Source organism: Agrobacterium sp. K11 (genome assembly GCF_059429395.1).
In genome coordinates this window covers 590,928-616,482 of the sequence record NZ_JCAHRB010000003.1, presented here as the reverse complement: position 1 = coordinate 616,482, position 25,555 = coordinate 590,928, and the positions used below count along the sequence as shown (strand labels likewise).

The following is a 25,555-nucleotide window of genomic DNA, read 5'->3' as shown; positions in this document are numbered from 1 at the left end:
ACCGGCATAGAGGGCAGGGGGCGATATGGCTCTTCGCATCATTTTCATGGGCACGCCGGATTTTTCCGTTCCCACGCTGCGTGCATTGGTGGACGCTGGTCACGAGGTCGTTGCCGTTTATACGCAGCCGCCGCGTCCAGGCGGTCGCCGTGGCCTCGATCTGCAGAAATCGCCGGTGCATCAGGCGGCCGAACTGCTGGGTCTGCCCGTGCTGACGCCGGTGAATTTCAAGGCCGAGGGAGACCGGCAGCAATTCAGGGAATTCAACGCCGATGTCGCTGTTGTCGTTGCCTATGGGCTGCTATTGCCCGAGGCGATCCTGAGCGGTACGCGTCTTGGCTGCTATAACGGCCACGCCTCGTTGCTGCCGCGCTGGCGCGGCGCTGCTCCCATTCAGCGGGCGATCATGGCTGGCGATGCCGAGACGGGCATGATGGTCATGAAAATGGAAAAGGGGCTCGATACCGGCCCGGTGGCGCTGACCGCCAAGGTCACGATCGGTGAGAATACCACGGCAGGTGAATTGCACGACAGCCTGATGCTGACAGGCGCGCGGCTGATGCGGCAGGCGATGGACAAGCTGGAAGCAGACGATCTTCCTCTCGTTGCGCAGCCGGAAGAAGGCGTCGTTTATGCCTCGAAAATCGACAAGGGCGAGACCCGGATTAATTTTTCCCGGCCGGCACAGGACGTCCATAACCATATCCGCGGCCTTTCGCCTTTCCCCGGCGCCTGGCTGGAAATGGAAATCGGCGGCAAGGCCGAGCGCGTGAAGGTTCTGGCGTCAGAACTGGCGAGCGGTATGGGCGAAGCGGGCGCTGTGCTCGATGACGCCCTGACCATCGCCTGCGGCAGTGGCGCGGTGCGGCTTACCCGTTTGCAGAAGGCGGGTGGCAAGCCGCTGTCGGCTGCCGATTTCGTTCGTGGCACACCCGTTCCCGCCAGAACGAGGCTCGGCTGATGCCGCGTTTCCGCATGACCGTCGAATATGACGGTACGCCTTACTTCGGCTGGCAGAGACAGGATAACGGCCCTTCGGTTCAGGGCGCGCTTGAAGCTGCCGTCCGGTCGCTGACCGGCGAAACCGTGTCCATTCGCGGCGCTGGCCGCACCGATTCCGGCGTGCATGCCGTGGGACAGGTAGCCCATGTCGATCTTTCCCGCGATTGGGCTCCGTATAAGCTTCGCAATGCTCTCAACGCCCATCTGGCCATGGCGAAAGAGGCCGTCTCGGTTGTCGACGTGACGGCGGTGACCGAGGATTTCGACGCGCGCTTCTCCGCGCTTCGCCGCCATTATCTGTACCGCATCATTTGCCGGAAAGCGCGGCTGGCACTCGAGCACAAGCGCGCATGGTGGGTATCGAAAGATCTGGACCACGAACGCATGCATGAAGCTGCACAGATGCTCGTCGGCCGGCACGATTTTACCACTTTCCGCTCGGTTCATTGTCAGGCGAGCAGCCCGGTCAGAACGCTCGACCGGCTGGATGTGACGCGCAATGGCGATCTTATCGAGATACGCGCCACCGCGCAGAGCTTTCTCCACAACCAGATACGCTCTTTTGCCGGAACGCTAAAAATGGCCGGTGAAGGCAGCATGACACCGGAAGACGTGCGCGCGGCACTGGAAGCACGGGATCGCAAAGCCTGCGGCCCCGTCGCGCCGCCGGATGGTCTCTATTTCATGCAAGTCGATTATCCCGATGTCATTCCGCCGCGGGTCTATTCAAAGGTCGAGACGGTCGAAGACACGGACTAAAGTCCGTCTCGTTTCTCAGGCCGGATAAACGCCGAGAAAACGCTGCAGCGCCTCGGACAGAAGCATGCCCGGCACCAGCAGGGTCATGACGATCGCCGAGACAAGCAACGACTGGTCGCGGATGAAGAAGCGCACGATCCGCGAAAAGGCGAAGACCAGCGACAGCAGGAGTGCCAGCCAGAGGATGGCGATCAGCCCCTGCAAGGGCGGCAGAAAAAACGCGATCAGGATCAGAACCGCATAGGCATAGGAAAACGGCAGCGACAGCCAGTTCATGGTGGTGACCAGTGCGGTGAATTTTTCCCGTGCGCCAAAGGCGAACAGCAGCATGCCGATCAACAGCAGCGGCACGATCCAGCAGATAGCCTCGACCATCGCAAGGCGGAAAAAGTAGATTAGTCCCGTTCCTGTTCCGGGCGGATAGCTTGCCAGGAACGCAGCGCGCAGCCACAGCCAGGACACCAGCATGGCGGGCAGGCACCAGAGGGCGGAGTAGAAGGACCGCCACATGCCGCGTTCGGACAGATCCAGATAACGCGCGCCGGTATGGTCGCCGAGCAGCAGCAGCCAGAGGCCTTTCAGATAGAGCCTTACTTCACTTGCCGTCGGCATGGGAGAACCAGCGTTCGATGAAGGTCTCGTAGATGTTTGTGAGAGTCTCCAGATCGGCGATTTCCACGCGCTCATCGACCATATGCATGGTCTGCCCGACGAGGCCGAATTCCACGACGGGGCAATAATCCTTGATGAAACGCGCATCCGACGTGCCGCCAGTGGTCGAAAGCTTGGGCTCCTTGCCTGTCACGGCTTCCACGGCGCCGGAAAGCGATGAGATGAGCGCATTGTTCCGGGTCAGGAAAACATGGGCCGGACGGTCCGCCCAGACGATCTCATATTTGACCGGGCTGCGGTCGGGACGAAGTTCTCCCTCGGCAGCGGCGGCATCGAGGCGGCGGATGATTTCCGCCCGCAGGCTCTCCACCGTCCAGCTGTCATTGAAACGGATGTTGAACGACGCCGTCGCCCGCGCCGGAATGACATTTGTGGCGGCATTGCCGGTGTCGATGGTCGTCACTTCCAGATTGGACGGCTGGAAGTCGTCCGTACCGTGATCGAAGGGCGGATGCATCAGCGCGTGGGTCAGTTGCAGCAGCCCGCGAATGGGGTTGTCGGCCAGATGCGGATATGCGGCATGACCCTGCACGCCATGCACGGTGATGCGGCCCGAAATCGATCCCCGGCGGCCGATCTTGATCATGTCGCCCAGCTGGTCGGGGTTGGTCGGTTCACCCACCACGCAGGCATCCCATGCCTCGCCTTTGGCGGCGGCCCATTCCAGCAACTTCGAGGTGCCGTTGATCGAGGGGCCTTCCTCGTCACCGGTGATCAGGAAAGAAACGGAACCTTTCGGTTTTCCGTGTTTCTCGATGTAGCGGGCGATGGCGGCAACGAAACAGGCAATGCCGCCCTTCATGTCCACCGCACCACGGCCGAACATTTCGCCGCCGGCAATTTCAGCGGCAAAGGGTGGATGGCTCCATGCCGCCTCGTCGCCCACCGGAACGACATCGGTATGGCCCGCAAACATCAGGTGCGGACCTTCCGTGCCAAGCCGGGCGTAGAGGTTTTCAACGTCAGGCGTTCCCGCTTCCGTCGCCACCATCTTTTCCACCGCAAAGCCAAGCGGTGAAAGCAGGGTGTCTAGCAGGGATAGCGCGCCACCTTCGGCTGGTGTCACCGAAGGGCAACGGATGAGGGCGGCGAGATTTGCAACGGGATCGGTCGTGGTCATGGTATCAGCTTTTATCAGTCGCGCAGAAGCTCGTTGATGCCGGTCTTGGAGCGGGTCTTTTCATCGACGCGCTTGACGATGACGGCGCAATAAAGGCTCGGGCCCGGCTCGCCGTTCGGGAACGGCTTGCCCGGCATGGTGCCGGCAACGACGACGGAATAGGGTGGCACTTCGCCATAGGTGATCTCGCCGGTGGCGCGATCGACGATCTTGGTCGACTTGCCGATGAAGACGCCCATGCCAAGAACGGCGCCTTCGCGCACGATGCAGCCTTCTACGACTTCCGAACGGGCACCGATGAAGCAATTGTCCTCGATGATGGTCGGGCCGGCCTGAAGCGGCTCCAGAACGCCGCCGATGCCAACGCCGCCGGACAGATGCACGTTCTTGCCGATCTGCGCGCAGGAGCCGACCGTCGCCCATGTGTCGACCATCGTGCCTTCATCGACATAGGCGCCGAGATTGACGAAGGAAGGCATCAGCACCACGTTCTTGGCCACATAGGCCGAGCGGCGCACGACGGCGTTAGGCACTGCGCGGAAGCCCGCAGCGCGGAACTGGTTTTCACCCCAGTTCTCGAACTTCGACGGCACCTTGTCCCACCAGGTGGATTCACCCGGGCCGCCGGTGACGATTTCCATGTCGTTCAGACGGAAGGAGAGGAGCACGGCCTTTTTCAGCCATTGGTTCACTTTCCAGTTCCCGTCCGCCTGCTTTTCGGCGACGCGGACCTTGCCGCTGTCGAGAAGTTGAAGAGATGTGTTCACCGCGTCGCGAACCTCGCCCTTTGTCGATACGTTCACACCGTCACGGTTGTCGAAGGCTGTTTCGATGGTGGTTTCGAGAGAGGTGAGATCCGGAAGGCTCATGGAAAATTCCTTGAATGTCGCGTGTGTTCGTGGCCACGGATGGTCCCGCGCCGCTGGAAGGCTCTGGTCATTTGATCTAAGGGAGTGTTGGAAAGGCGTCAATGTGATTTGGGTGATTTGGCGCACCAGACGAAAGGCTTGGAAATGACACGACTGAAAAACGGCAAATTGCGGCGCAAGGATGGGGTGTGGGACCCGTTGAAGCGTAGCTCTGTGGACAAGCAGCAGGCCGATGTCATTCCCAAAACACCGCAGTCGGATTCCCCATCCTACCGGCTTGCCTACGCGGATATGGATTTTCTCTGCCGCGAGGAGTTGCGCCCCGTCAGGCTTCAACTCGAACTTCTGAAGACGGAAATGGCGCTGACCGAGCGGGGCATCAAGTCCACCGTCGTCATGTTCGGCGGCGCGCGCATTCCCGAGCCCGGCGGGGAGGCTTGGGCGGCCCGCAACGAGACGCAGAAACGCAATCTGGAGCAATCCTCGGTTTATTACGAGGAGGCGCGCAAGTTCGCCCGGCTCTGCACCGACTACGGCGCGAAATCGGACCATCTGGAATATGTCGTGGTCACCGGCGGTGGTCCCGGCGTCATGGAAGCGGGCAATCGCGGCGCAGCCGATGTCGGAGGCCCGTCCATCGGCCTCAACATCGTTCTGCCGCATGAGCAGGCGCCCAACCCCTATGTCACGCCGGAGCTGAGCTTCAACTTCCACTATTTCGCCATCCGCAAGATGCATTTCCTGATGCGGGCGAAGGCCGTGGTGATCTTCCCCGGCGGTTTCGGCACGCTCGATGAACTCTTCGAGACGCTGACGCTGATCCAGACGAAGCGCATGGCGCCCATCCCGCTCATTCTCTTCGGAGAGAAATTCTGGCGCTCCGTCGTCAATTTCGAATTCCTCGCGGATTTCGGAACCATTGCGCCCGAAGATATGGAGCTGCTACATTTCGCCGAAACGGCCGACGATGCATGGAACATCGTATCCGCCTATTACGAGCACTGATTTCGGCTCGATGCGACGGGGGAATTTTAGGGGTTAATTAGCAAAGATATTCTAATTTCCCCTCGTCGCGTTGCAGCGCACTGCCCCCAGCGGGCGGGCCTCCATGACGGAGATTTCTCATCCGTTGACGCCAGCCTTTTCGGCCGGCGATTTGATCGAGGCCAAAATGTTCAATTTCAAAGTGAAGTCGCTTGCGACCAAGCTGATCCTTGTAACCGGCTGTGCAATCACCACGGTCCTTGTCGCATCGAACTCCTTCCTCATTTCCCAGACCAGCGACCGTGTCCATTCGCTGACCATGGATCAGGCGAACACCGAGGCACGCGCCATCGCCAACGTCATCGCCGCCGATGTCGGTGAACTCGGCAGCGCTGCCCGCTCCATGGCCGGTATCATCGGCCGTGCGCACCAGGCGAAATCGATGGACCGCCCGGGCATCGTCAACATCCTCAAGGCCAATGTCGAGCAGAATGCTTTCGCTTTCGGAAGCTGGTTCTGTGAGCAGCTGGGCCTTTTCGACGGACAGACCACCGAGATCGCCAACAGGCTCGATCTCGGCACCAATGCAACGGGTGCATTTGCCCCCTACTGGTCGAAGACCCAGAAAGGCGACATCCAGTTTTCGACCTTCAAGAACGACTATGCGGCGGAGTGGTATTCGCTCGCTGCCAAATCCGGCAAGGGCGCCATTACCCAGCCCTATCTGGCCGAAGGCACGGAAGTGCCCACCACAATGACCTCGCTTGCCTATCCCGTCATGTCTGATGGTAAGATGATTGGTGTGGCGGGGGTCGATATCTCGCTGGCAGCTCTGTCGCAGAAGCTGCAGGCGCTGCATCCTTTCGAAACCGGCCGTGTGACACTCATTTCGCAGGGCGGCCAATGGCTGGTACCGCCGACGCCCGAGCAGAACATGAAGGCCTATGACGGAGAGGGTGCAAGCACCGTTCAGGCGGCGATCACATCCGGCAAGCAGGGCCTGATCGAAAATCTCGGCCTTGATACAGACGCGCCCTATAACCGCCTTGTCTATCCGTTTGCGGTTCCGGGCCTCAATGCCACCTGGGTGGTTCTGGTGGATATCCCGCATCAGGCGTTGAACGCGCCAGTGCAGGAGCAGACTTATCTGATGATCCTCGGGGCGATCGTCATTCTTGCGGCGGTTATTGCCGCGCTTTATTTCTCCGTCCGCTATTTCGTCCGCAATCCGCTCGCCTCGCTGGTCTCCGATGTGAAAACACTGAGCGACGGTCGTTACGATGTGCCGGTTTCCGGACAGGATCGCAGGGATGAGACGGGCGCGGTGGCAACGGCTCTGGAAGGCTTCCGTGCGAAGCTTGCCGGTATCCGCGAAATGGAAGCGGATGCCGCCGTGCAGCGTGGCAATGCGGAAACGGAGCGCCAAAGGTCCGAATCCGAGCGCAATGAGAACAGCCGGATGCAGCAACATATCGTGAGCGTACTCGGCGCGGGTCTCAATGCGCTCTCGCAGGGCAATCTGACCTATCGCATCGAGGACCAGTTCCCCGGTGAATATGCAAAGCTGCGCAACGACTTCAACTCGGCGCTCGCCAGCCTCGAGGAAACCGTTTCCACCGTCAACGGAACCGTTGCCAGCATCGGCAACGGCACGGGCGAGATCACCCGCGCTGCGAGCGATCTCTCCCACCGCACGGAACAGCAGGCTGCAAGCCTGGAAGAAACCGCTGCCGCCCTCAACCAGCTGACTGCGCAGGTCAATTCCAGTGCGGAAAACGCAGCGCAGGCGGCGACAGCTGTCAGCAATGCCTGCGATGACGCCGGCAAGTCGGGCGAGGTCGTGCAGCAGGCCGTCAGTTCCATGGAAGGCATCGCTCAATCCTCGGCGGAAATCTCCCGCATCATCGGGGTAATCGACGAAATCGCTTTCCAGACCAACCTTCTGGCGCTGAATGCCGGTGTGGAAGCTGCCCGTGCGGGCGAGGCTGGCAAGGGTTTTGCCGTCGTCGCGCAGGAAGTACGTGAACTGGCGCAACGTTCCGCGACGGCTGCGAAGGAGATCAAAGGTCTGATCAACACCTCCGCAAGGCAGGTGGGCGAGGGCGTCCAGCTGGTCGGCAAGGCCGGCGAGACGATGAGAAAGATTGCCGATCAGGTTCTGCAGATCAACCAGCTGATACGGCAGATTTCGGCCTCCGCCAGCGAGCAGGCGGTCGGTCTCAAGGAAATCAATTCCGCCGTCACCCAGATGGATCAGGTCACCCAGCAGAATGCGGCCATGGTGGAAGAAACAACGGCGGCAAGCGTGACGCTGAACAGCGAGGCGGAAACGTTGAAATCGCTCGTTGCCGGCTTCTCCGTATCCGGCGGTCATTCCAGCCAGTCGAGCCAGCAATTGCGCGCCACCGCGGCGGCAATGCGTGCGCCTGTCGCCCCGTCACAGGCATCGGGCCGCTCGGCTGCGACCCAACGTTCGCGCCCAAGAACCAGCGGCGCAAACGCGCTGGCACAGGACGACTGGACCGAGTTCTGAGAATATCCCGTGGTTCCAAATGAAAGGGCCGCTGGTCATGCCAGCGGCCCTTTTCATGTCTGCGTTCCCATCAGAGGCGGGCGAAACGTTCCGTCAGCAATTCGAAAAAGCCGTCCGCATCCACATTTCGCATCACGCGGGCGTTGACCGGGCGCTCGGTCACCCGCCACCAATCCACCACCGTCATGCCCATGGTCAGTTCGGAATTGACCTCGATTTCGACATTGCAATCGCGGCCCTGAAACAGCTCGGGCTTGAGGAGATAGGCGATGACGCTTGGATCGTGCAGGGGGCCGCCGTCCGAACCGTATTTCTCGATGTCGAAACGCTCGAAGAATTCCAGCATTTCCGCCATGGCGATTGCCGGGCGTGTGCCTATATCGCGAATGCGGCTGACACGCGCCTTGGTGGTCAGCAACTGGTGGGTTACGTCAAGCGGCATTACGACGATGGGCACGCCGGAACGGAAGACGATATCGGCAGCCTGCGGATCGACATAGATGTTGAATTCCGCAGCCGGTGTGATGTTGCCGCCTTCAAAGAAGCCGCCACCCATCATCACAAGTTCCTTGACGCGGCCTGCAATCTCGGGGGCCTTCTGCAAAGCCAGCGCCACATTGGTCAGCGCGCCGAGCGTGCAGAGCGTCACGGTGCCCGCAGGCTCCCGCAGCAGCGTTTCGATCATGAAATCGACGGCGTGCTGCTTTTGTGCCTCCATCGTCGGCTCGTCGAGAACCGGGCCATCAAGGCCGGTGCTGCCGTGAACATGCTCGGCAGTGATGGGCTTTCGCACCAGTGGCCGCTCGGCACCCTCATAGACGGGAATATCGGTGCGGTCGCACAATTCGCAGATGATGCGGATGTTGCGGCTGGTCAGTTTCAGCGGAACATTGCCGGCGACGGCGCACAGACCGAGAATTTCAATTTCTTCCGGGCTTGCGAAAGCCAGCATGATCGCTGCCGCGTCGTCCTGACCTGGATCCGTGTCTATGATGATTTTTCTGCGTTCTGCCATGTCTTGCCCGCCGTTGAGATAAGGCGCTTTTTTCGAGCGGCGGACGCTCACTTGTCAAGTCTCATTCCTCGGCGTGCCCGCCTTTGCCTTGTGGCCCCGCCTTGCGCATCGTGGTTTTGCTTCCCATATTGCGTAGAGCCGGTAAGATTGACCGGCAGGGTTGCCGGAAGCGGGACCGCGAAACGTCGCTTGGTTGCAAGGACAGAGACGATATGAGCCGCATGACGCCATTCACCCACCCGCTTTTGCTGGGTTTTGATGCCATGGAAAAAACGCTGGAGCGTATGGCGAAGGCCAATGATGGCTACCCTCCATACAACATCGAGCGCCTGCCCGGCGGTGAAGACGTGCCGGAACGCCTGCGTATCACGATTGCAGTCGCCGGTTTTTCGCAGGACGATCTGGATGTGACGACGGCCGACAATCAGCTCGTCATTCGCGGTCGCCAGCAGGAGCAGGAAAAGCGAGATTTTCTCTACCGGGGTATCGCTGCCCGGCAATTCCAGCGGGTCTTCGTGCTTGCAGACGGCATGCAGGTGAGGGACGCGCGCCTGCGCAACGGCCTTCTTGCCATCGATCTGGTGAAGCCCGAAATTTCAAACGTGGTAAAGAAAATTAATATTTCCGTCTCAGAGTAGAACGTGAACGCCGGAATCCGACACGAATCGCTCGGCGTGAAGAAGGAGGCTGAAATATGCTTTTAAAAGAAGCGCATGCGCGTCTCACCCGGTCCCAGCTCGCTCATATCGGCGAGGGAGAAGTGGGCTATATCCGTAAAATCCGCGCGGAAGACGTAAGCCGCTGTTTCCCGGAAGCGCCTGATCTCGATCCGCAACTCGATCTCTGGGCCCTGTTTGGCGCGGATGGCACGCCGATCCTCCTGACAGACAATCGTTCCAGCACGTTTTTCAAGGCTGCCGAAGACGATCTGAAAACCGTCAGCCTGCATTGAAAGGAAAAAAGCCCGCCGATTGAGCGGGCTTTTTCTTATGTGATTAAAGGAACGGGCGGTCTGGCATATCATCGATAGAGATGACGCCGTCCTTGTTCCTGTCCAGCCGTTCGAACATTTTTTCGCCGGCTGCGGTGAATTCGGCCTTGCTGACCTGGCCGTTTTCATCGGTGTCGGCCATGCGCATCATCGCGAACGCCCCACCCTTGCCGCCATGCTTGCCCCAGCCCTGACGACCGCCATGTTCGCGTTCGGCGCGCTTGCCCTCAGGTCCCTTGCCTTCGCCCGCTTTGGCGTTAGCAGCCTCTGGGCGCGGATGAGCCGCACGGAACGCCTCCATTTTGGCCTGGCGGTATTCACGCATTTCCTTTGGCGTGATCGAACCGTCCTTGTCCTTGTCGATCTCGGCAAAAAGTGCGTCCTGACGTGCGGCGAACTCTTCCTTGGTAATCTTGCCGTCCTTGTTGGTGTCGGCCACCTTCAGCAGCTGAACGAACGCCAGTTCCGGGCGGAACGGCATGCGCTCGCCGTGGCCTTTGCCGTGCGCTGGCGGGGCCGCAAAGCTGGCTGTAGCGGCCGAGCCGAGCAAGAGGGCTGCGCCAAGAGCAGAGAGTGCGATCTTTCGTGTAGACATCGTCATTACCTTCCGTTGGTGTCCCTGAGGAGGAAGATAGTGGCGCAGGTGGCAGTTCACTACTTAAACATCCGTAAGGTGCATGAAGCTTCGGTAATGTCGTCTGCGCTCGATTTCGATGTTGCCGGTCAGCGGGTGATCGTTTTGGTCAGGAAACCGGTCAGATCGTCAGTGATGTAGTCGATATGCTCATCCGTCGCGGCGGGGATCTCCCAGCGCTCCATGATCACGCCTTCGAGGTTCGAAGGAACGAGCAGCACGGTCTTCATGCCAAGTGCCTTGGGTGCCGCGAGATTGCGCGGCAGGTCCTCGAACATGGCGGCTTTTCTGGTGTCGAGCTTCGCAAGTGCGGCAAACTTCTCATAGGTCGCACTGGCCGGTTTTGGCAGATAGTCCGCGGCGACGATATCGAAAATATCCTCGAAATGGTCGAGAATGCCGAGCGCGCCCGCCGCTGCCTGTGCATGCTTGACGCTGCCATTGGTGAGGATGAACTTGCGGCCCGGCAACGCCTTGATTGCCTCGCCGAGCTCCGGATGCGGGCTCAGCGCGGAATAGTCGATGGCATGCGCGCGCTCCAGAAACTCGTCCGGGCTGATGCCGTAGTGGATCATCAGGCCCTGAAGCGTGGTGCCATGTTCGTGGTAATAGCGCTTCTGAAGTGCGCGAGCCTCGTCGGGCTCGAGCTTTAAAAGCTCCGCAACATAGGCCGTCATGTTACGATCGATCTGGGAAAACAGATTGACGTGATGCGGATAGAGCGTGTTGTCGAGGTCGAAGACCCATTCGCTGACGTGGGCGAAATCGGCGGCATCGGGCAGGTTTTTCGGCTTTGTGTCCATGGGCAGCTTTATGCCCGTTTCGTATGCCGAAGAAAATCGAAAAGACGACGACAGACGGGAAAATCGGGCTTGGCTGCGGCCTCCAGCGCATGATACCGCCAAGATCATGGAACTCTGGATAGGCATAACCTTCGCAAGCGCGTTCTTGCAGAACCTGCGCTCGACCCTGCAAAAACACCTGAAGGGCATGATGGGCACCACGGGCGCAACTTTCGTGCGCTTCGTTTTTGGAATGCCCTTCGCTCTTGCCTATCTCGGTTTTCTGCATGGTGTACTTGGCCGACCGCTGCCGGTGCCGAACATGTCATTCGCCGTCTGGGCGATGGTCGGGGCCATGGCGCAGATCGCCGCCACTTTCCTGTTGGTGCACCTCTTTTCCTTCCGCAACTTCGCGGTTGGCACGGCCTATTCCCGAACTGAGCCGGCGCAGGCGGCATTGTTTGCACTGATTTTCGTTGGCGAAAGCGTCAATGGCGGCACTCTTGCGGCCATCGCTATTTCGGTGGCTGGCGTCATGCTGATTTCGGTCGCGCGCACGGAAGTGACCCCTGCCTCCATTCTCACCTCCATCTTCAGCCGGACGGCGGGCATCGGCCTCGCCTCGGGGGCTTTTTTCGGCCTGTCGTCTGTCGCTTACCGTTCGGCCTCGCTGGCGCTAGCACCCAGCCTGCCAGCACCGGATGCGGTGATGCAGGCCGGCTTTACCCTCGTCGTTGTCATCGTGACTCAGACCTTGGCGATGTTCTTGTGGATCGTATGGCGGGAGAGGGACGAATTGCGGCGGATCGCGAAGGCATGGAAACCGTCGCTTGCGGTCGGTTTCGTGGGGGCCACGGCGTCATTCGGCTGGTTCACGGCGATGACGTTGCAGCAGGCGGCTGTGGTCAAGGCGCTGGCGCAGGTGGAGATGCTCTTCGCCTTCGCCTCGACCGTGCTCTTCTTCAAGGAAAAGATCAACCGGCTGGAACTCTCGGGCTGCCTGCTGATCGTGCTGGGCGTGCTGTCGCTTCTGATATTCGGCTGAAAGTGTTGTCGTGGCGGACAGGCATTCCCGTCCGCCACATGAACCGTATCAGGGCACGATGAGCGTGCCCGCGCCTTCCGTGAAGATTTCCAGAAGAACGGAATGGGCGGTCTTGCCGTTGAGGATCACCACGCCCTGAACGCCGGCCTTGATGGCCTCGATGCAGGTCTCGACCTTCGGGATCATCCCACCGGAAATCGTGCCGTCCTTGATCAGCGCACGCGCCTGGGAGACCGTCAGTTCCTTGATGAGTTCCTTGTTCTTGTCGAGAACACCAGGCACGTCCGTGAGGAACAGGAGGCGGGTGGCGTTGAGCGCACCGGCGATTGCGCCGGCAAAGGTGTCGGCATTGATGTTGTAGGTGGCGCCATCGCGACCGGGAGCGACGGGAGCGATGACCGGGATCATCTCCGACTTGGCAAGCAGGTCGAGCAGGGTGCGGTCGACCTCGACGACTTCACCGACAAAACCAAGATCGAGAACGCGCTCGATATTGCTGTCGGGATCGACGACGGTCTTTTTCGCCTTTTCGGCGAAGACCATGTTGCCGTCCTTGCCGCACAGGCCAATGGCCCATTCGCCCGTCTGGTTGATGAGCGCGACGATCTCCTTGTTGATCGAGCCGGCCAGAACCATTTCGACGATCTCGACTGTCTTGGCATCGGTAACGCGCAAGCCGCTTTCGAACTTCGATTCAATGCCCATCTTCGTCAGCATCGCGCCGATCTGCGGGCCGCCGCCGTGCACGACGATGGGGTTTATACCGGACTGCTTCAACAGGGCGATATCTTCCGCAAAAGCCTTTCCAAGTGTGGAGTCGCCCATGGCATGACCGCCATATTTCACCACGATGGTCTTGTTCTCATATTTCTGCATAAAGGGCAGAGCCTGTGCGAGCAGCCGCGCCTGAGTCTCGCTTTCGGAAGCAGTCATGGAAAAACCTCGGTCTGTGGTTGCGGCCCTTGAGAGCCTTTCATCGCTCTACAGCATCGGCGCAAAAATCGGAATCGATTTTTGCGGTGCAGGATGCGCAGATTCGGCATGTCGATGCGTTTGCAAGGACAGGTGAATACGCGGGGTGAATGAATGAAGTAACCTCCGGGCCATATTGTGTCGGCGCATAGTAAAATTCCGCTTTTGGGCGGCCTGCGGCGCGTAATGAGATTGACATAAAGCACCAATCGGACCAGCCTTGTGGCGAGCAGGGGAGGGGTTATTCAGCAGGGCGACGGAGGATCGTTGCGCATCGCAAAAAACGATGCTGGCCTGAACGACCGAGGAGTTTGAAAACATATGGCCGTACCGGATCGAGACAAGCAAAGCGGTTTGCGGGACGAAGTACTCGCTGGCGAATATGTGCTGGGTGCCTTGCCACCGGAAAGCATGGCGGAGCTTGCAAAACGCGTCAAACGCGACCGCCAGTTTGCGGCCATGGTCAGGCGCTGGCGGGACAATCTGGCGGAAACCGAATATCGCGAAAGAGCGGGCGTTGCAGCCCTGCTTGACAGGGATCCGCTTCGCTCCGGTCTGCCATTCAAGGGCCAGCCGCTTCGCAATGGCAGCATATTCGCCGCAATGCTTCTGGAGGTGTGGAATTCCGTGCGTTTCTGGCGGCTTCTGGCATTGACGGCGATGCTGTGGACCGCCGTCCTGCTTTTCACCATCGCCTGAAGGCGAGGGTCTTTTAGAGCGAGACCGTTCGTACGATCTCGGCGCGCAGGCTATCCAGCCCGAAGGATTTCTCCGAAGAGGTAGCGAGAACTTCCGGATAGGCGGCGGGACGCTTGCGGATTTTTTCCAGCGTTTCACTGATCAGCCGGGGAACGCCAACGTCCTTGATCTTGTCCGTCTTCGTCAGCACGACCTGATAGGACACGGCCGCCTTGTCGAGCAGGCCAAGAACCTCCTCGTCGTTCTTTTTTATTCCGTGGCGGGAATCGATCAGCACGTAGACGCGCTTCAGCGTCGCACGTCCCCGCAGGTAATCGAAGACGAGCTTCGTCCAGGCATCGACATGGTCCTTCGGCGCCTGCGCATAGCCGTAACCCGGCATATCGACCAGCGCCATCGGCGGCAGGTCGCCCGGCTCACCGGAATAACCCTCAGGAACGAAGTAGTTCAGTTCCTGCGTGCGTCCGGGTGTGTTGGAGGTGCGGGCAAGGCCTTTGTGGCCCACCAGCGCATTGATGAGCGAAGACTTGCCGACATTCGAACGTCCGGCGAAGGCAATCTCCGGCGGGCCTTCGGGCGGCAGGAATTTCATCGCGGGAACGCCGCGAATGAATATCCAGGGTCGCCCAAAGAGGGGCTTTTCGGTTGCCGGGCCGGTTTCACTCATTTCGATTGCACCGGCTTTCGCTTGAATAGCCCTTTGAGATTATCGAACAGTTCGATCTTGGCACCGTGACGCTTCATGATGAGGGCCTGCTGCGAGATCGACAGCGTGTTGTTCCATGCCCAGTAGATAACCAGACCGGCGGGGAACGAAGCCAGCATGAAGGTGAAGATCAGCGGCATCCAGGTGAAGATCATCGCCTGTGTCGGATCGGGTGGGGTCGGGTTCATGCGCATCTGCAGGAACATCGTGATGCCCATGACGAGCGGCCAGACGCCGATCATCAGGAAGTGCGGCACGTCGTAGGGCAGAAGGCCGAACAGGTTGAAAAGCGAGGTCGGATCGGGCGCGGAAAGGTCGTGAATCCAGCCGAAGAACGGTGCATGCCGCATTTCGATGGTGACGTAGATGACCTTGTAGAGCGCGAAGAAGACCGGAATCTGCAGCAGCATCGGCCAGCAGCCGGCAACCGGATTGATCTTCTCTTCCTTGTAGAGCTGCATCATCGCCTGCTGCATGGCCATGCGGTCATCGCCATGCTTGGCCTTCAGCTCTTCCATCTTCGGCTGCATGCGCTTCATGTTCGCCATGGATGCATATTGCTTGCTGGCGAGCGGGAAGAAGAGAGCCTTGACGACGATGGTGGTCAGCAGGATGGCCACACCGAAGTTGCCAAAATAACGGAAGAAGAAATCCATCATTTTGAACATCGGCTTGGTGATGAAGTAGAACCAGCCCCAGTCGATCAACAGGTCGAACTTCGGAATGGAATATTCGGTTTCATAGCGGTCAACCAGCGGCACTTCCTTGGCACCGGCGAAGACAAGGCTCTTCAGTTCGATGGACTGGCCGGGTTCGACCGTCATCGTGTCGCTCTTGAAATCGGCCTGGTAGCTCGGCTGATTGCCCTTGATGTGCGAGTAACGCGTTTCGAACGGCGTCATCTGCGGCGGCACAATGGCAGCGGCCCAATATTTGTCGGTGATGCCGAGCCAGCCGCCGGTCGCCTTGGCAATCGTTACCGGGGTTTCTTCGACATCCTTATATTTTTCTTCCGTCAGGCTGCCGTCTTTGCCCGAGACGCCGAGGAAGCCTTCATGGATGACGAAAACGGGCGGTATTGCGGGCTTGTTGTTGCGCGTCACGCGGCCGTAGGTGGCAAAGGAGACGGGCGCCTGCCCGGGGTTCTCGACCTTGTCGTTGACCGTGATCATGTAATGCTGATCGATCGAAACGGTACGCGAGAAAACGACGCCATTCTGGTTGGTATACTTCAGCGTAACCGGTGTGGTCTCCGTCAGCTTGTCGCCGCTTGCGAGTGTCCACACGGTCGAAGGACCGGGAACGCTGCCGGCATCGGCACCGCCAACGTAACCGAGTTCGGTGAAGTAGCCGTCCTTGGTGTCGGAAGGCGAAAACAGCGTGATGATCGGGCTCGAGTCATCGACGGTCTCATGGTAGCCCTTGAGCCGGATGTCATCGAAGCGGGCGCCGGTCAGATTGATCGAGCCGGCGATGGCGTTGGTGTCGATGGCGACACGCTGGCTTTTTGCAATCGCCTCTTCACGCGTCGCCGTGGCGGCGGCCTGCGTGGAGGAGGCAGGCGGTGCGCCGTCGACGGTCACGCCGGGTGCGGCACCCGGTGCCGGTTGTTGCTGCGTCGTCTGCTGCTGCGCCTGGCGGGCCTCTTCGGCGCGGCGCTGCTGCTCGATGCGCGGATTCATGTAAAGGAATTGCCAGGCGAGGACGATGACAACCGAAAGGGCTATCGCGATGAAGTAATTGCGGTTCTTTTCCATCATTCTTTCCTGGAGCGGGTGTCCTGGGACCGTTTCGGTTTCGCCGTTCCTTCAATTCGCTCGGTAAGGAGAGACTGAAGTTTCGGGAAGGCCGTCTCGAGCACGTCCCTGCGGGCGACAATCACATAGTCATGGCCGGGCTTCATTGCGAATCCGGCAGAAAGCCTGACGGCTTCCTTGAGACGGCGGCGCATGCGATTTCGCTCGACCGCGTTGCCTTGTCTTTTCGTTACGGTGAAACCGACCCGAGGTTCGGTTTCCGGGGTTTTCCTGTCGAGGACCTCCAGAAGAAAGGTGCCTCCCCGACGCTTTTCCCCCGTCTGCACGGCAAGAAAATCCGACCGGTTTTTAAGCCGGCCGGGCAGTTTTTTTGTCTTGCTCATGTGCCCGCGACTTTCATCGGGCCACAGAGACGGCAATTAAGCCGACAGACTTGCGCGGCCGCGCGCACGGCGGGCTGCGAGAACTTTGCGACCGCCGGCAGTAGCCATACGGGCACGGAAACCATGACGACGCTTGCGAACAAGCTTGGATGGCTGGAATGTACGCTTCGACATTTATTTAATACCGCGGTGTGCGGCCCTTCTTGAATTTGCACTATTTGCAAGAGCGTTTCGTTTTTTGCACGGCTAACCCCGCCTGGGCGAGCTTTTAATGGCCGAGCGTGCGCGGCTTATAAGGGCATAGGCCGAGCAAAGTCAATTGCCGAAGGGGTTTTCGCGCTTCACCTTTTGCGGAAGCGCCATGAAATCGGCTTCGCTCACGGGCGCTGCGGGCGCATTCCGATCGCACGATCGGTAAATTCTGAAATTCTTTCTTAAGGCGGCATTGATAAATGTTGTGATGGGAAAAGTTATGCCAGCTTCCCATTTTCCATCGTGCGGCTGGCTTTTGGGGGAACGAAATTGAGAATTCGCGGTCGTATCAATCTTCTTGTCGGGCTTATGAGCCTTGTGGCCTGCACCATCGGCGGCCTGTCCATATATGCGGTCAGCGAGTTTCAGGTGCGCACGGTCGGATACGAAAAGGCAGCGGAGCGCGCCTATAAGGGTGAAGCGCTGAACCGGCTTGTGACTGCGGTCGTCATGGAGGCGCGCGGGGTCTACGCTGCGCCCGATATCGAAAAGGCGGCACCTTTTGCTGATGGCATCGTCAAGAACCTCGACGCCATGGAGAAGCTGATCGCAACCTGGACCCCTCTCGTTCCGGCAGAACAGAAGGCGGCCTTCGACAATCTCTCCAGTCGCTTCAAGGAATTCAAGGCCTTCCGTCTGGAAACGGCGCGGCTTGCCCGCGAGGCCGGCCCGCAGGCCGCCAACCAGCAGGGTAACAACGACGCGAACCGGGCCAACCGCAAAGCCTATCAGGCGGAAATCGATGCTGTCGTGAAGAATGACATCGCCGGGCTTGAAGCCGTCAAGGCGGGCATTGACGGGTTTGTAACGACGACCTTCTGGCTGGTCATCATCGTCACCGGTAGCGGCATATTGGCCGGCGCGGCGTTCGGCCTCTACATCGGAGCGCGGCAGCTCAGCGCGCCCATCCGCAAGGTTTCGGAAGTGATGAATGCCGTTGCGGACGGAAATCTGGATGCGGACGTGCCCTATCTCGGCCGGACCGACGAAATCGGCGAAATGGCAGCGGCAGTCGAAGTCTTCAAGAAGAACGGTCGTGAAGTGCGCCGCATGAATGCGCAGGAAACCGCCATGCGTGCCAAGAGCGATGATCTGCAGGCCGGCATGGCCGTTGTCGTCGACGCTGCGGCCCAGGGCGATTTCAGCCGCCGCATCAACAAGGATTACGGCGACGAAAACCTCAATCGTTTCGCTGCGACGATCAATGCCCTGCTCACCGGCGTGGACAATGGTGTTTCCGAGACCAGCCGCGTCATCGAAGGTCTGGCGCGGGGCGATCTGACGGAAAAGATGGATGGCGAGTTCCGCGGCGTGTTCGCCGAGCTCCAGACCAATGTCAACGAGACGCTGGCCAAGCTGCGGGAGACGATGCGGGAAGTGCGCAGCAGCACGGAAGGCATCAGCGGCAATGCGAACGAATTGCGTTCGGCGGCCGACGACCTTTCGAAGCGGACGGAACAGCAGGCTGCGGCACTGGAGGAAACCTCCGCCGCCCTCGACGAAATCACCGCCGTCGTTCGCAATTCCACGGATCGGGCACAGGAAGCCAGCACCATGGTTGCCGAGACCAAGCAGAAGACGGCAGAATCCGCCAATGTCGTGCGCGATGCCGTCTCCGCTATGGATCGGATCGAGCATGCCTCGCGGGAAATCAGCCAGATCATCAATGTCATTGACGAGATCGCCTTTCAGACCAACCTCCTGGCGCTGAACGCCGGCGTTGAGGCCGCGCGTGCGGGTGAGGCGGGCAAGGGCTTCGCTGTCGTCGCACAGGAAGTGCGTGAACTGGCGCAACGCTCCGCGACGGCTGCGAAGGACATCAAGGCGCTGATCACCAAGTCCGGCGAAGAGGTCGGGCGCGGTGTGTCGCTGGTGCAGAGAACCGGCAGCGCGCTGGGCGAGATCGAGACCCGCGTTCTGGCTATCAACGAACATATCCATTCGATCGCCACGGCGGCGCGGGAACAGTCGACCGGCCTGCATGAGGTGAATACCGCCATCAACCAGATGGATCAGGTGACGCAGCGCAATGCCGCAATGGTGGAGGAAACCTCGGCCGCAACCCACAAGCTGAGCGGTGAAGCGGGCCATCTCGTCACGCTGGTGTCGCGCTTCAAGGTCGGCGTAGAGGATGGTCAGATCCGCTCTCGCGCAGAACAGCCGATGCGGCCCGTGGCGGTGTCCGGAAGGGCAGCGGCCGTGGCCTCTCCGGCACGTAAATTGATGAGCAGCGTCAGCCGCGCTCTCAACGCCCAACCAGCCGCTGCCGTAGCGAACGGGGACTGGCAGGAGTTCTAAGCCATTCCGCCTGCGGTTTCGCTTGAGACCGGTTCTAAGTCAAACGCCGCCCTCCCGGGCGGCGTTTTGTTTTTCAGGCGATGGAAACGTTTGTTTTGCAACGCATTTGAAAAATATCTGTTAGGTCCTATTATCGTGCTTGCATATAAACCGAGCCGTTCCACCGAAGCGGCGGCGCGCATACAGGATCAGGGCCCGGTGTTTTCTAAAGGCGTAGACAGCTTGGACGGCACGGAAGACAATCCGGTGCACTGCATGCCGGGATTGACCGGGGGGCTTTCCGGGCGCCTGCTGTTGCTCACCGTTATTTTCGTGATGATTGCCGAAGTGCTGATCTTCGTGCCTTCGGTCGCCAATATGCGCCTTTCATGGCTGCGGGACCGTCTGAACACGGCGGCAGCAGCCGGCGCGGTGATCGATGGCTTGCAGGCCGAATTGCCGCGGAGCGTGCAGAACGACACGCTGATGGCCACCGGGGCGAAGCTGATTGCGCTGCGCAAGGATGGCACATCGCGCCTGCTTGCCGTGGCGGAAACGCCACCCGGGGTCGATGAGCAATATGATCTTTCCGATGTCTCGCAACTGGCAGCGGTACGGGATGCCTTCTCCACATTGCTGTTTGGCGGCAATCGCGTCATCCGCGTTTTCGATGTGGTCGGAGACAGCGACACCATCATTGAACTCGTGCTGGGTGAAAACAAACTACGGGCGGCGATGCTGGCTTATGCCCGCAATGTTTTCCTGATCTCCATCGTCCTGTCGCTTGTCACCGCCGGTCTCATCTTCGTTTCCATCAACCGCATCATGATCCGGCCCATACGTCGCCTGACGCTCGGCATGCAGCGTTTTTCCGAGGAACCGGGCAATCCCGAGCGGATTTTCGTGCCGGAGGAGGGAAGCGACGAGCTGTCCGTCGCAGGCCGTCACCTGGCCGATATGCAGACGGAGTTGCAGAAAACCCTGCGGCAACAGAAAAACCTCGTGGATCTCGGTCTGGCGGTTTCGAAGATCAACCACGACATGCGCAATATCCTGTCATCCGCACAGCTTATGTCGGACCGGCTGGTGGACGCCAAGGATCCGATGGTCAGGAGCTTTGCGCCGAAACTGCTGCGCACGATCGACCGCGCCGTGGCCTATACAACCGAGGTTCTGGCCTACGGGCAGGCGACGGAGGGCGCGCCGAAACGCAAGACGGTGCAGTTAAGTCTTCTGGTGCGGGATGTGCGTGACATTCTGGCGCTCGATCCGGAAAGCGGCATCGAGTTTCACGATAGCGTGCCGCCCGATCTCACCGTCGATGCGGATGCCGAGCAGCTTTTCCGGGTGATCCACAATCTCTGTCGCAACGCCGTTCAGGCACTGCAATCCGACACGGCGAACGCGGCGCCTCGGCATCTGTCGATTGCAGCCCAGAGGGCCGGCAACGTCGTCAGCATCGTGATAGACGACAACGGGCCGGGAATGCCGCGCAAGGCGAAAGAGAACCTGTTTTCCGCCTTCCGGGGATCGGCCCGCTCCGGCGGCACCGGTCTCGGCCTCGTCATTGCGCGGGAACTTGTGCTTGCCCATGGCGGCACGATAGCGCTTGTCGAAAAACCCGGTCCCGGTACGCAGTTTCGCATCGAGATCGCCGACCGCGCCGCCTCCGTACATGCCGCTCGAACCGCCTGATGACTTCGCCTGAACAAGGTCCTGCACAATCGCCGCACCTCCCGGAATATGCGCCCCATATGGCCACTCAAAAATGCCCTTGATGGAATTTCTAGTATAATCAATAAGATACATGAATTGCTGCGGAAAAATGACAATTTCGAAACGAAATCGCTTGCAATCGGAATGAGGACGTTTTAGAGGATCGCCACGCCACCGGAAATGACCGGAACGGCACGCACCCGTAGCTCAGCTGGATAGAGCACCAGACTACGAATCTGGGGGTCAGGAGTTCGAATCTCTTCGGGTGCGCCATTTCTCTTCCCACAAAAATACTATGATACTGCCTTTGCCTAAAGCTGTTTGTCGTGTCGATAGAATATCGGCACCGTTGGCATATCCGTAAAACCCACGTGGCCGAACAGATTCCGAATTTCCCGTATATGTGCTAAAGTTCCGGGGTCATCAGCTGACCGCAGGGTGGAAGCCATGTTGGAAACGGACAAGGTTTTTGCCGGCTCTATTCCGGAAAACTACGACCGCTATATGGTGCCGTTGATTTTCGAGCCATTCGCCCGCGATCTGGCACGGCGGGCGGCGGCGTTGACACCGATCAATGTTCTGGAAATCGCCGCAGGTACCGGGGTTGTCACGCGTGAACTGGCACCAGGATTACCGCCCGCGGCAAACTATGTCGTGACAGACCTCAACCAGCCGATGCTTGACTTTGCGGCGTCGCGCCAGGTGTCCGACAATCGCATCCGGTGGCGCCAAGCCGACGCTCAGGCGCTGCCGTTCGAAAATGCTGCTTTCGATCTCGTTATCTGCCAGTTCGGTGCGATGTTTTTTCCCGACCGCCCGTCTGCCTATCGCGAAGCGAAGAGGGTGCTGAAGCCCGGCGGCCATTATTTATTCAACGTATGGGACCGCATCGAGGAGAATCATCTCGCGAATGAGGTGACGAACGCCCTTGCAAGCCTGTTTCCCGACGATCCGCCGCGCTTCATGGTCCGCACCCCGCACGGCTACCACGATACGACATTGATTCGTGGTGAGCTGGAAAGTGCCGGCTTCTCTCGGGTGGTGATCGAGACGATAGCGGCGCAAAGCCGTGCATCGTCACCGCGCATTCCTGCCATCGCCTATTGTCAGGGAACCGTTCTCCGGACCGAAATCGAAGCCAGAGCGCCGGGAAAACTTGAAGCCGCGACGGACTGCGCCGCATCCGCCATTGAAGCGCGCTATGGCAGCGACGAAGTCGTCACCAAAATTCAGGCTCATGTGATTCTTGCAGCCGTTTAGAAACCGGGCCCGCGAGGCTCGCGGAGCCAGTGAACAAGCGTCGAGCTCGGATAGTCGAACTGCCCCCTGATATTAGCGGCTTTTTATGAAGGTCGGCATCGCAAGGCGTGGCGATGAGCCGGGATTGCCGGGCTTTTCAGTGTCACGGAACTTTCTGCAAACCTTCGTCATATTGTCATACAATATAAGCATATGCGCTCCAGAAAAGGAGCGCAGAATGACGCCACAATCACTTGAACTTTCGGGTATCGGAAAAGGCTTTGGAGCTGACGATGTTCTGAAAGAGATCGATCTCTCGATCCGTCCCGGAGAATTTTTGTCCCTCGTCGGCATGTCCGGCTGCGGCAAGTCAACGCTGCTGCGCATCATCGCGGGGCTGGAAACGCCGGATCGCGGTTCGGTGACGATCGGCGGTCAGGATGTGACGGAGATCGATCCGAGTGACCGCAATCTGGCGATGGTGTTTCAATCCTACGCGCTTTATCCGCATATGAGCGTGCGCCAGAACATCGCAACGCCGCTTCGGATGCGACGTCTGCCGCTTGCTGCACGCTTGCCGCTGATCGGAAGATTTGCGGCGCCTGCCGAAACTTTGCGCCAGATCGATGCTGCCGTCGAACAGGCGGCCGAGACCCTGCAGATCGCGCATCTGCTGGACCGCAAGCCGGCCCAGCTTTCAGGCGGCCAACGCCAGCGCGTGGCGCTAGCCCGGGCACTGGTGCGCTCGCCTGCCGCATTCCTCATGGACGAACCACTCTCCAACCTAGATGCAAAGCTTCGCGCCCACATGCGCGAGGAGCTTGCCGGGCTGCACCGGCGGTTGGGCGCGACGTTTATCTACGTCACCCATGACCAGATCGAAGCGATGACAATGTCGGACCGCATAGCGCTGATGTCGGAAGGTCGTATCGAGCAACTGGGCACGCCGGACGAGCTTTACCGGAAACCGGCGACACTGACGGTTGCGCGCTTCATTGGCACGCCGTCGATCAACCTGCTGCCGGTGGAAATCCATGCTGGAGGTAAGGTCACGGCTTTCGGCCGCGATCTTGGCGTCGAGGCTTCTGGTCGTGATGCCGGCCCGGCGACGCTTGGTCTTCGCGCCGAGGATCTGCGCCCGGGTGCCGAAGGCTTCGCGGTGCGGTTGACCCGCAGCGAAACCCATGGCGCGGACCGTTTCGTGAACTGCCGTCTTCTGAGCGACGAGACAGTCGCCATTACCCTGCGTCAGGCCGCGGGCGAGGTGTTGGGCGCCGATGAGAACGGCGTGATGAACCTCGGCTTTGCGCCGGAGCGCGTGCATCTTTTTGCCGCAGACGGCCTGCGTCGCAAGACGACGGTGCGTGAAATGGTGCCGGCATGACGGCGGTTGATTTTTCCTCGGCCACGCGCGCAAAGTCTCGCCCGCGCCTCTCGAAGGCGGACCGGCGGATGATCTGGCGTGGCCTGATGTTCGCGGCACCGGCAAGTCTGCTGCTTTTGGCAATCTATATAGTTCCCATATTCGTTCTGGCCGGTTTTTCCGTCACAGATTACAAGCTCGGCGCACTCTCCACCCGCTTTGTGGGTCTCGACAATTTCGTGAAGGCTTTCCACGACCCGGTCTTCCTGCGCGCGCTGGCGAATACCGCCATTTATGCGGTCATCGTCATTCCCTTCGGCGTGTTCCTGGCGCTCGGCGTGGCTTTGCTCGTTTATAATCGCAAGCGCAGCCGTGCCTTCTGGGAAGTCGCTTATTTCCTGCCCGTCACCGCAACGCTCGTCGCCATGGCGACCGTGTGGCAATTTCTGCTGCATCCTTCGCTTGGCCCGGTGAATGCGGCGATCAAGTGGTTCGGCTTCGAGCCCGTCGCGTTCCTCTCCAACCCGGTCCTGCTCATTCCCACCATGGCGCTGATGGGTGTCTGGCAGGTTCTGGGCTTCAACATGGTGCTGTTCCTCGCCGGCCTCACCGCCATTTCGAAGGATCTGCACGAGGCATCGAGACTGGACGGCGCGAAAAACCCGATCGACCGGTTCCTAACGGTGACTTGGCCGATGCTGGGGCCGACGACGATGTTCGTGGTGGTCACCACCTCGATCTCGGCCTTCAAGGTGTTCGAGACGGTTGCCGTGCTGACCAAGGGCCGCTTCGGTTCCGAAACCCTGCTTTTCGATCTCTATCTTGAAGGGTTCGAATATTCCAACACCGGTTATGCCGCTGCGCTGACGGTGATCTTCCTCGCGATCGTGTTGATCCTCTCGATCGGCCAGACGCTGCATATGGACCGGAAGGTGCACTATTGATGGCCGCGCTTCGCAAATACTTCCCGCATCTCGTGCTGGCACTCGGCGCTTTCGTGATGCTGCTGCCGTTCTACTGGATGATGTTGACGTCGATCCGCTCGCCTGCGGAAATATTCGACGTCTCGCTCTGGCCGATCCCGGCGAAATTCGATGCCGTCGAAAACTATACCCGCGCAGCGAGCCAGGTGCCGATGGCACGTTTCATGCTGAACGGCGTCATCGTCTGCGTCGGTATCCTCGTCGTACAGGTCCTGACATCGGTGCCGGCGGCCTATGCGCTGGCGAAGCTCAGGTTTCCGGGCCGCAAGCTGCTGCTGGGTCTCATCATCGCGGCACTCTGCGTGCCAATTCAGGCACTTGCCCTGCCGCTTTTCGTCGGTCTGGCGAAGACGGAACTGCTGAACACCTATTTCGCGATGATGATGCCGTTCTTCCTGTCGGTCTTCGCCATCTTCCTGTTCAACCAGTCCTTCCGCAGCTACCCGGATGAAATCATCGAAGCGGCCCGCATGGATGGTTTTTCGGAAATGGAGATTTGCTGGGGACTGGTGCTGCGCGGCTCGCTGCCTTCGCTCGCGGCTTTCTCGATCTTCTCGCTCGTCGCCCACTGGAACGACCTTTATTGGCCGATGATCGTGGTCTCCGACACCAATCTCGCCCCGCCCCCGCTCGGCATGATGCTTTTTGCGGATGTCGAATCCGGCGCCAATTACGGTGCCCTGATGGCGGGCGCAACACTGATTACCGCGCCAATGGTGCTGTGCTTCCTCCTCGCACGGCGGCATTTCATCGCCGGTATTACCATGACCGGCGTCAAGTGACGTCGTTCGAACTCCTCCTC

The 25,555-nt window shown here is 59.7% G+C and carries 25 protein-coding genes and 1 tRNA gene; 15 read left to right on the top strand and 11 right to left on the bottom strand.

All coding sequences use genetic code 11. The annotated features are described in order from the left end of the window. Window positions 1–25: 25 nt before the first annotated feature. Together fmt and truA are read left to right on the top strand one after the other, a co-directional pair. A complete protein-coding gene (fmt, locus tag AC5SEO_RS08170) occupies window positions 26–961 on the top strand; it encodes a methionyl-tRNA formyltransferase (RefSeq protein ID WP_149909586.1) in 936 nt (311 codons plus the stop codon). Further along, window positions 961–1,761, top strand: a complete 801-nt coding sequence (gene truA / locus AC5SEO_RS08165) for a tRNA pseudouridine(38-40) synthase TruA (protein WP_019564416.1) — start codon at window positions 961–963, stop codon at window positions 1,759–1,761. Before fmt ends, truA begins: the two co-directional genes overlap by 1 nt. A 15-nt stretch (window positions 1,762–1,776) precedes the next feature. Here truA and AC5SEO_RS08160 read toward each other — a convergent pair whose 3' ends face one another. Genes AC5SEO_RS08160 through dapD form a run of 3 tightly spaced genes read right to left on the bottom strand, consistent with a single transcriptional unit; the run spans window position 1,777 to window position 4,422 of the window. After that, entirely contained in the window at window positions 1,777–2,373 is a 597-nt protein-coding gene (locus tag AC5SEO_RS08160) for a hypothetical protein (protein WP_003514818.1), read from the bottom strand. Next, window positions 2,357–3,553, bottom strand: a complete 1,197-nt coding sequence (gene dapE / locus AC5SEO_RS08155; RefSeq protein ID WP_003514819.1) for a succinyl-diaminopimelate desuccinylase — start codon at window positions 3,551–3,553, stop codon at window positions 2,357–2,359. Before dapE ends, AC5SEO_RS08160 begins: the two co-directional genes overlap by 17 nt. A 14-nt stretch (window positions 3,554–3,567) precedes the next feature. Next, entirely contained in the window at window positions 3,568–4,422 is an 855-nt protein-coding gene (gene dapD, locus AC5SEO_RS08150) for a 2,3,4,5-tetrahydropyridine-2,6-dicarboxylate N-succinyltransferase (RefSeq protein ID WP_003514821.1), read from the bottom strand. A gap of 144 nt (window positions 4,423–4,566) precedes the next feature. Between dapD and AC5SEO_RS08145 the strand changes: the two genes are divergently transcribed. Both AC5SEO_RS08145 and AC5SEO_RS08140 read left to right on the top strand, forming a co-directional pair. Beyond that, the gene (locus tag AC5SEO_RS08145; RefSeq protein ID WP_174067973.1) at window positions 4,567–5,427 is read left to right on the top strand and encodes an LOG family protein; all 861 of its coding nucleotides are present in this window, start codon (window positions 4,567–4,569) and stop codon (window positions 5,425–5,427) included. 166 nt (window positions 5,428–5,593) lie between these two features. After that, the gene (locus tag AC5SEO_RS08140; RefSeq protein WP_026330650.1) at window positions 5,594–7,939 is read left to right on the top strand and encodes a methyl-accepting chemotaxis protein; all 2,346 of its coding nucleotides are present in this window, start codon (window positions 5,594–5,596) and stop codon (window positions 7,937–7,939) included. A gap of 70 nt (window positions 7,940–8,009) precedes the next feature. Here the strand turns inward: AC5SEO_RS08140 and AC5SEO_RS08135 are convergent, their stop codons facing one another. Continuing rightward, entirely contained in the window at window positions 8,010–8,954 is a 945-nt protein-coding gene (locus AC5SEO_RS08135) for a nucleoside hydrolase (RefSeq protein ID WP_174060678.1), read from the bottom strand. A gap of 212 nt (window positions 8,955–9,166) precedes the next feature. On the opposite strand from AC5SEO_RS08135, the gene AC5SEO_RS08130 reads away from it, so the two are divergent. Both AC5SEO_RS08130 and AC5SEO_RS08125 read left to right on the top strand, forming a co-directional pair. Continuing rightward, a complete protein-coding gene (locus AC5SEO_RS08130; RefSeq protein WP_013635387.1) occupies window positions 9,167–9,592 on the top strand; it encodes an Hsp20 family protein in 426 nt (141 codons plus the stop codon). Between the two features lie 56 nt (window positions 9,593–9,648). Further along, window positions 9,649–9,906: a BQ00720 family protein gene (locus AC5SEO_RS08125; protein WP_003493591.1), complete on the top strand. Its 258-nt coding sequence runs from the start codon at window positions 9,649–9,651 to the stop codon at window positions 9,904–9,906. A 43-nt stretch (window positions 9,907–9,949) separates the two neighbouring features. Here the strand turns inward: AC5SEO_RS08125 and AC5SEO_RS08120 are convergent, their stop codons facing one another. Together AC5SEO_RS08120 and AC5SEO_RS08115 are read right to left on the bottom strand one after the other, a co-directional pair. Further along, window positions 9,950–10,546, bottom strand: a complete 597-nt coding sequence (locus tag AC5SEO_RS08120) for an EF-hand domain-containing protein (protein WP_113291250.1) — start codon at window positions 10,544–10,546, stop codon at window positions 9,950–9,952. 122 nt (window positions 10,547–10,668) lie between these two features. After that, window positions 10,669–11,382 carry a pyrimidine 5'-nucleotidase gene (locus AC5SEO_RS08115; RefSeq protein WP_174060679.1) on the bottom strand — a complete coding sequence of 238 codons (714 nt, stop codon included), beginning with the start codon at window positions 11,380–11,382 and terminating at the stop codon, window positions 10,669–10,671. A 106-nt stretch (window positions 11,383–11,488) separates the two neighbouring features. Here AC5SEO_RS08115 and AC5SEO_RS08110 point away from each other — a divergent pair, with 106 nt between their 5' ends. Then, complete coding sequence (locus tag AC5SEO_RS08110; protein WP_035252051.1) at window positions 11,489–12,406, top strand: EamA family transporter; 918 nt, start codon at window positions 11,489–11,491, stop codon at window positions 12,404–12,406. 48 nt (window positions 12,407–12,454) lie between these two features. Here the strand turns inward: AC5SEO_RS08110 and argB are convergent, their stop codons facing one another. Then, window positions 12,455–13,339 carry an acetylglutamate kinase gene (argB, locus tag AC5SEO_RS08105; protein WP_003514834.1) on the bottom strand — a complete coding sequence of 295 codons (885 nt, stop codon included), beginning with the start codon at window positions 13,337–13,339 and terminating at the stop codon, window positions 12,455–12,457. 360 nt (window positions 13,340–13,699) lie between these two features. On the opposite strand from argB, the gene AC5SEO_RS08100 reads away from it, so the two are divergent. Beyond that, a complete protein-coding gene (locus AC5SEO_RS08100) occupies window positions 13,700–14,077 on the top strand; it encodes a hypothetical protein (protein ID WP_038489701.1) in 378 nt (125 codons plus the stop codon). A 13-nt stretch (window positions 14,078–14,090) separates the two neighbouring features. On the opposite strand, the gene yihA is transcribed toward AC5SEO_RS08100, so the two are convergent. Genes yihA through rpmH form a run of 4 tightly spaced genes read right to left on the bottom strand, consistent with a single transcriptional unit; the run spans window position 14,091 to window position 17,097 of the window. Beyond that, a complete protein-coding gene (gene yihA / locus AC5SEO_RS08095) occupies window positions 14,091–14,744 on the bottom strand; it encodes a ribosome biogenesis GTP-binding protein YihA/YsxC (RefSeq protein WP_003514838.1) in 654 nt (217 codons plus the stop codon). After that, the gene (yidC, locus tag AC5SEO_RS08090) at window positions 14,741–16,540 is read right to left on the bottom strand and encodes a membrane protein insertase YidC (RefSeq protein WP_113291248.1); all 1,800 of its coding nucleotides are present in this window, start codon (window positions 16,538–16,540) and stop codon (window positions 14,741–14,743) included. Before yidC ends, yihA begins: the two co-directional genes overlap by 4 nt. Then, entirely contained in the window at window positions 16,540–16,923 is a 384-nt protein-coding gene (gene rnpA, locus AC5SEO_RS08085; RefSeq protein ID WP_003514841.1) for a ribonuclease P protein component, read from the bottom strand. The genes yidC and rnpA overlap by 1 nt, the downstream gene beginning before the upstream one ends. 36 nt (window positions 16,924–16,959) lie before the next feature. Then, on the bottom strand, window positions 16,960–17,097 hold the full coding sequence (gene rpmH / locus AC5SEO_RS08080; protein WP_013635393.1) for a 50S ribosomal protein L34: 138 nt from the start codon (window positions 17,095–17,097) through the stop codon (window positions 16,960–16,962). Window positions 17,098–17,445: 348 nt separating this feature from the next. Between rpmH and AC5SEO_RS08075 the strand changes: the two genes are divergently transcribed. From AC5SEO_RS08075 to AC5SEO_RS08045, 7 genes are all read left to right on the top strand, one after another. After that, complete coding sequence (locus tag AC5SEO_RS08075) at window positions 17,446–19,473, top strand: methyl-accepting chemotaxis protein (RefSeq protein ID WP_003514848.1); 2,028 nt, start codon at window positions 17,446–17,448, stop codon at window positions 19,471–19,473. A 255-nt stretch (window positions 19,474–19,728) separates the two neighbouring features. After that, window positions 19,729–21,147 carry a sensor histidine kinase gene (locus tag AC5SEO_RS08070; protein WP_038492672.1) on the top strand — a complete coding sequence of 473 codons (1,419 nt, stop codon included), beginning with the start codon at window positions 19,729–19,731 and terminating at the stop codon, window positions 21,145–21,147. A 217-nt stretch (window positions 21,148–21,364) separates the two neighbouring features. Then, window positions 21,365–21,441, top strand: a tRNA-Arg gene (locus AC5SEO_RS08065). A 174-nt stretch (window positions 21,442–21,615) separates the two neighbouring features. Continuing rightward, window positions 21,616–22,428 (top strand): class I SAM-dependent methyltransferase, encoded by an 813-nt coding sequence (locus tag AC5SEO_RS08060; protein WP_174067974.1) that lies wholly within the window; start codon window positions 21,616–21,618, stop codon window positions 22,426–22,428. 217 nt (window positions 22,429–22,645) lie between these two features. Next, window positions 22,646–23,791: an ABC transporter ATP-binding protein gene (locus tag AC5SEO_RS08055; protein ID WP_174060683.1), complete on the top strand. Its 1,146-nt coding sequence runs from the start codon at window positions 22,646–22,648 to the stop codon at window positions 23,789–23,791. Next, window positions 23,788–24,714: a carbohydrate ABC transporter permease gene (locus tag AC5SEO_RS08050; RefSeq protein ID WP_003514858.1), complete on the top strand. Its 927-nt coding sequence runs from the start codon at window positions 23,788–23,790 to the stop codon at window positions 24,712–24,714. Before AC5SEO_RS08055 ends, AC5SEO_RS08050 begins: the two co-directional genes overlap by 4 nt. Beyond that, the gene (locus AC5SEO_RS08045) at window positions 24,714–25,535 is read left to right on the top strand and encodes a carbohydrate ABC transporter permease (protein WP_003514860.1); all 822 of its coding nucleotides are present in this window, start codon (window positions 24,714–24,716) and stop codon (window positions 25,533–25,535) included. The genes AC5SEO_RS08050 and AC5SEO_RS08045 overlap by 1 nt, the downstream gene beginning before the upstream one ends. Window positions 25,536–25,555 lie beyond the last annotated feature (20 nt).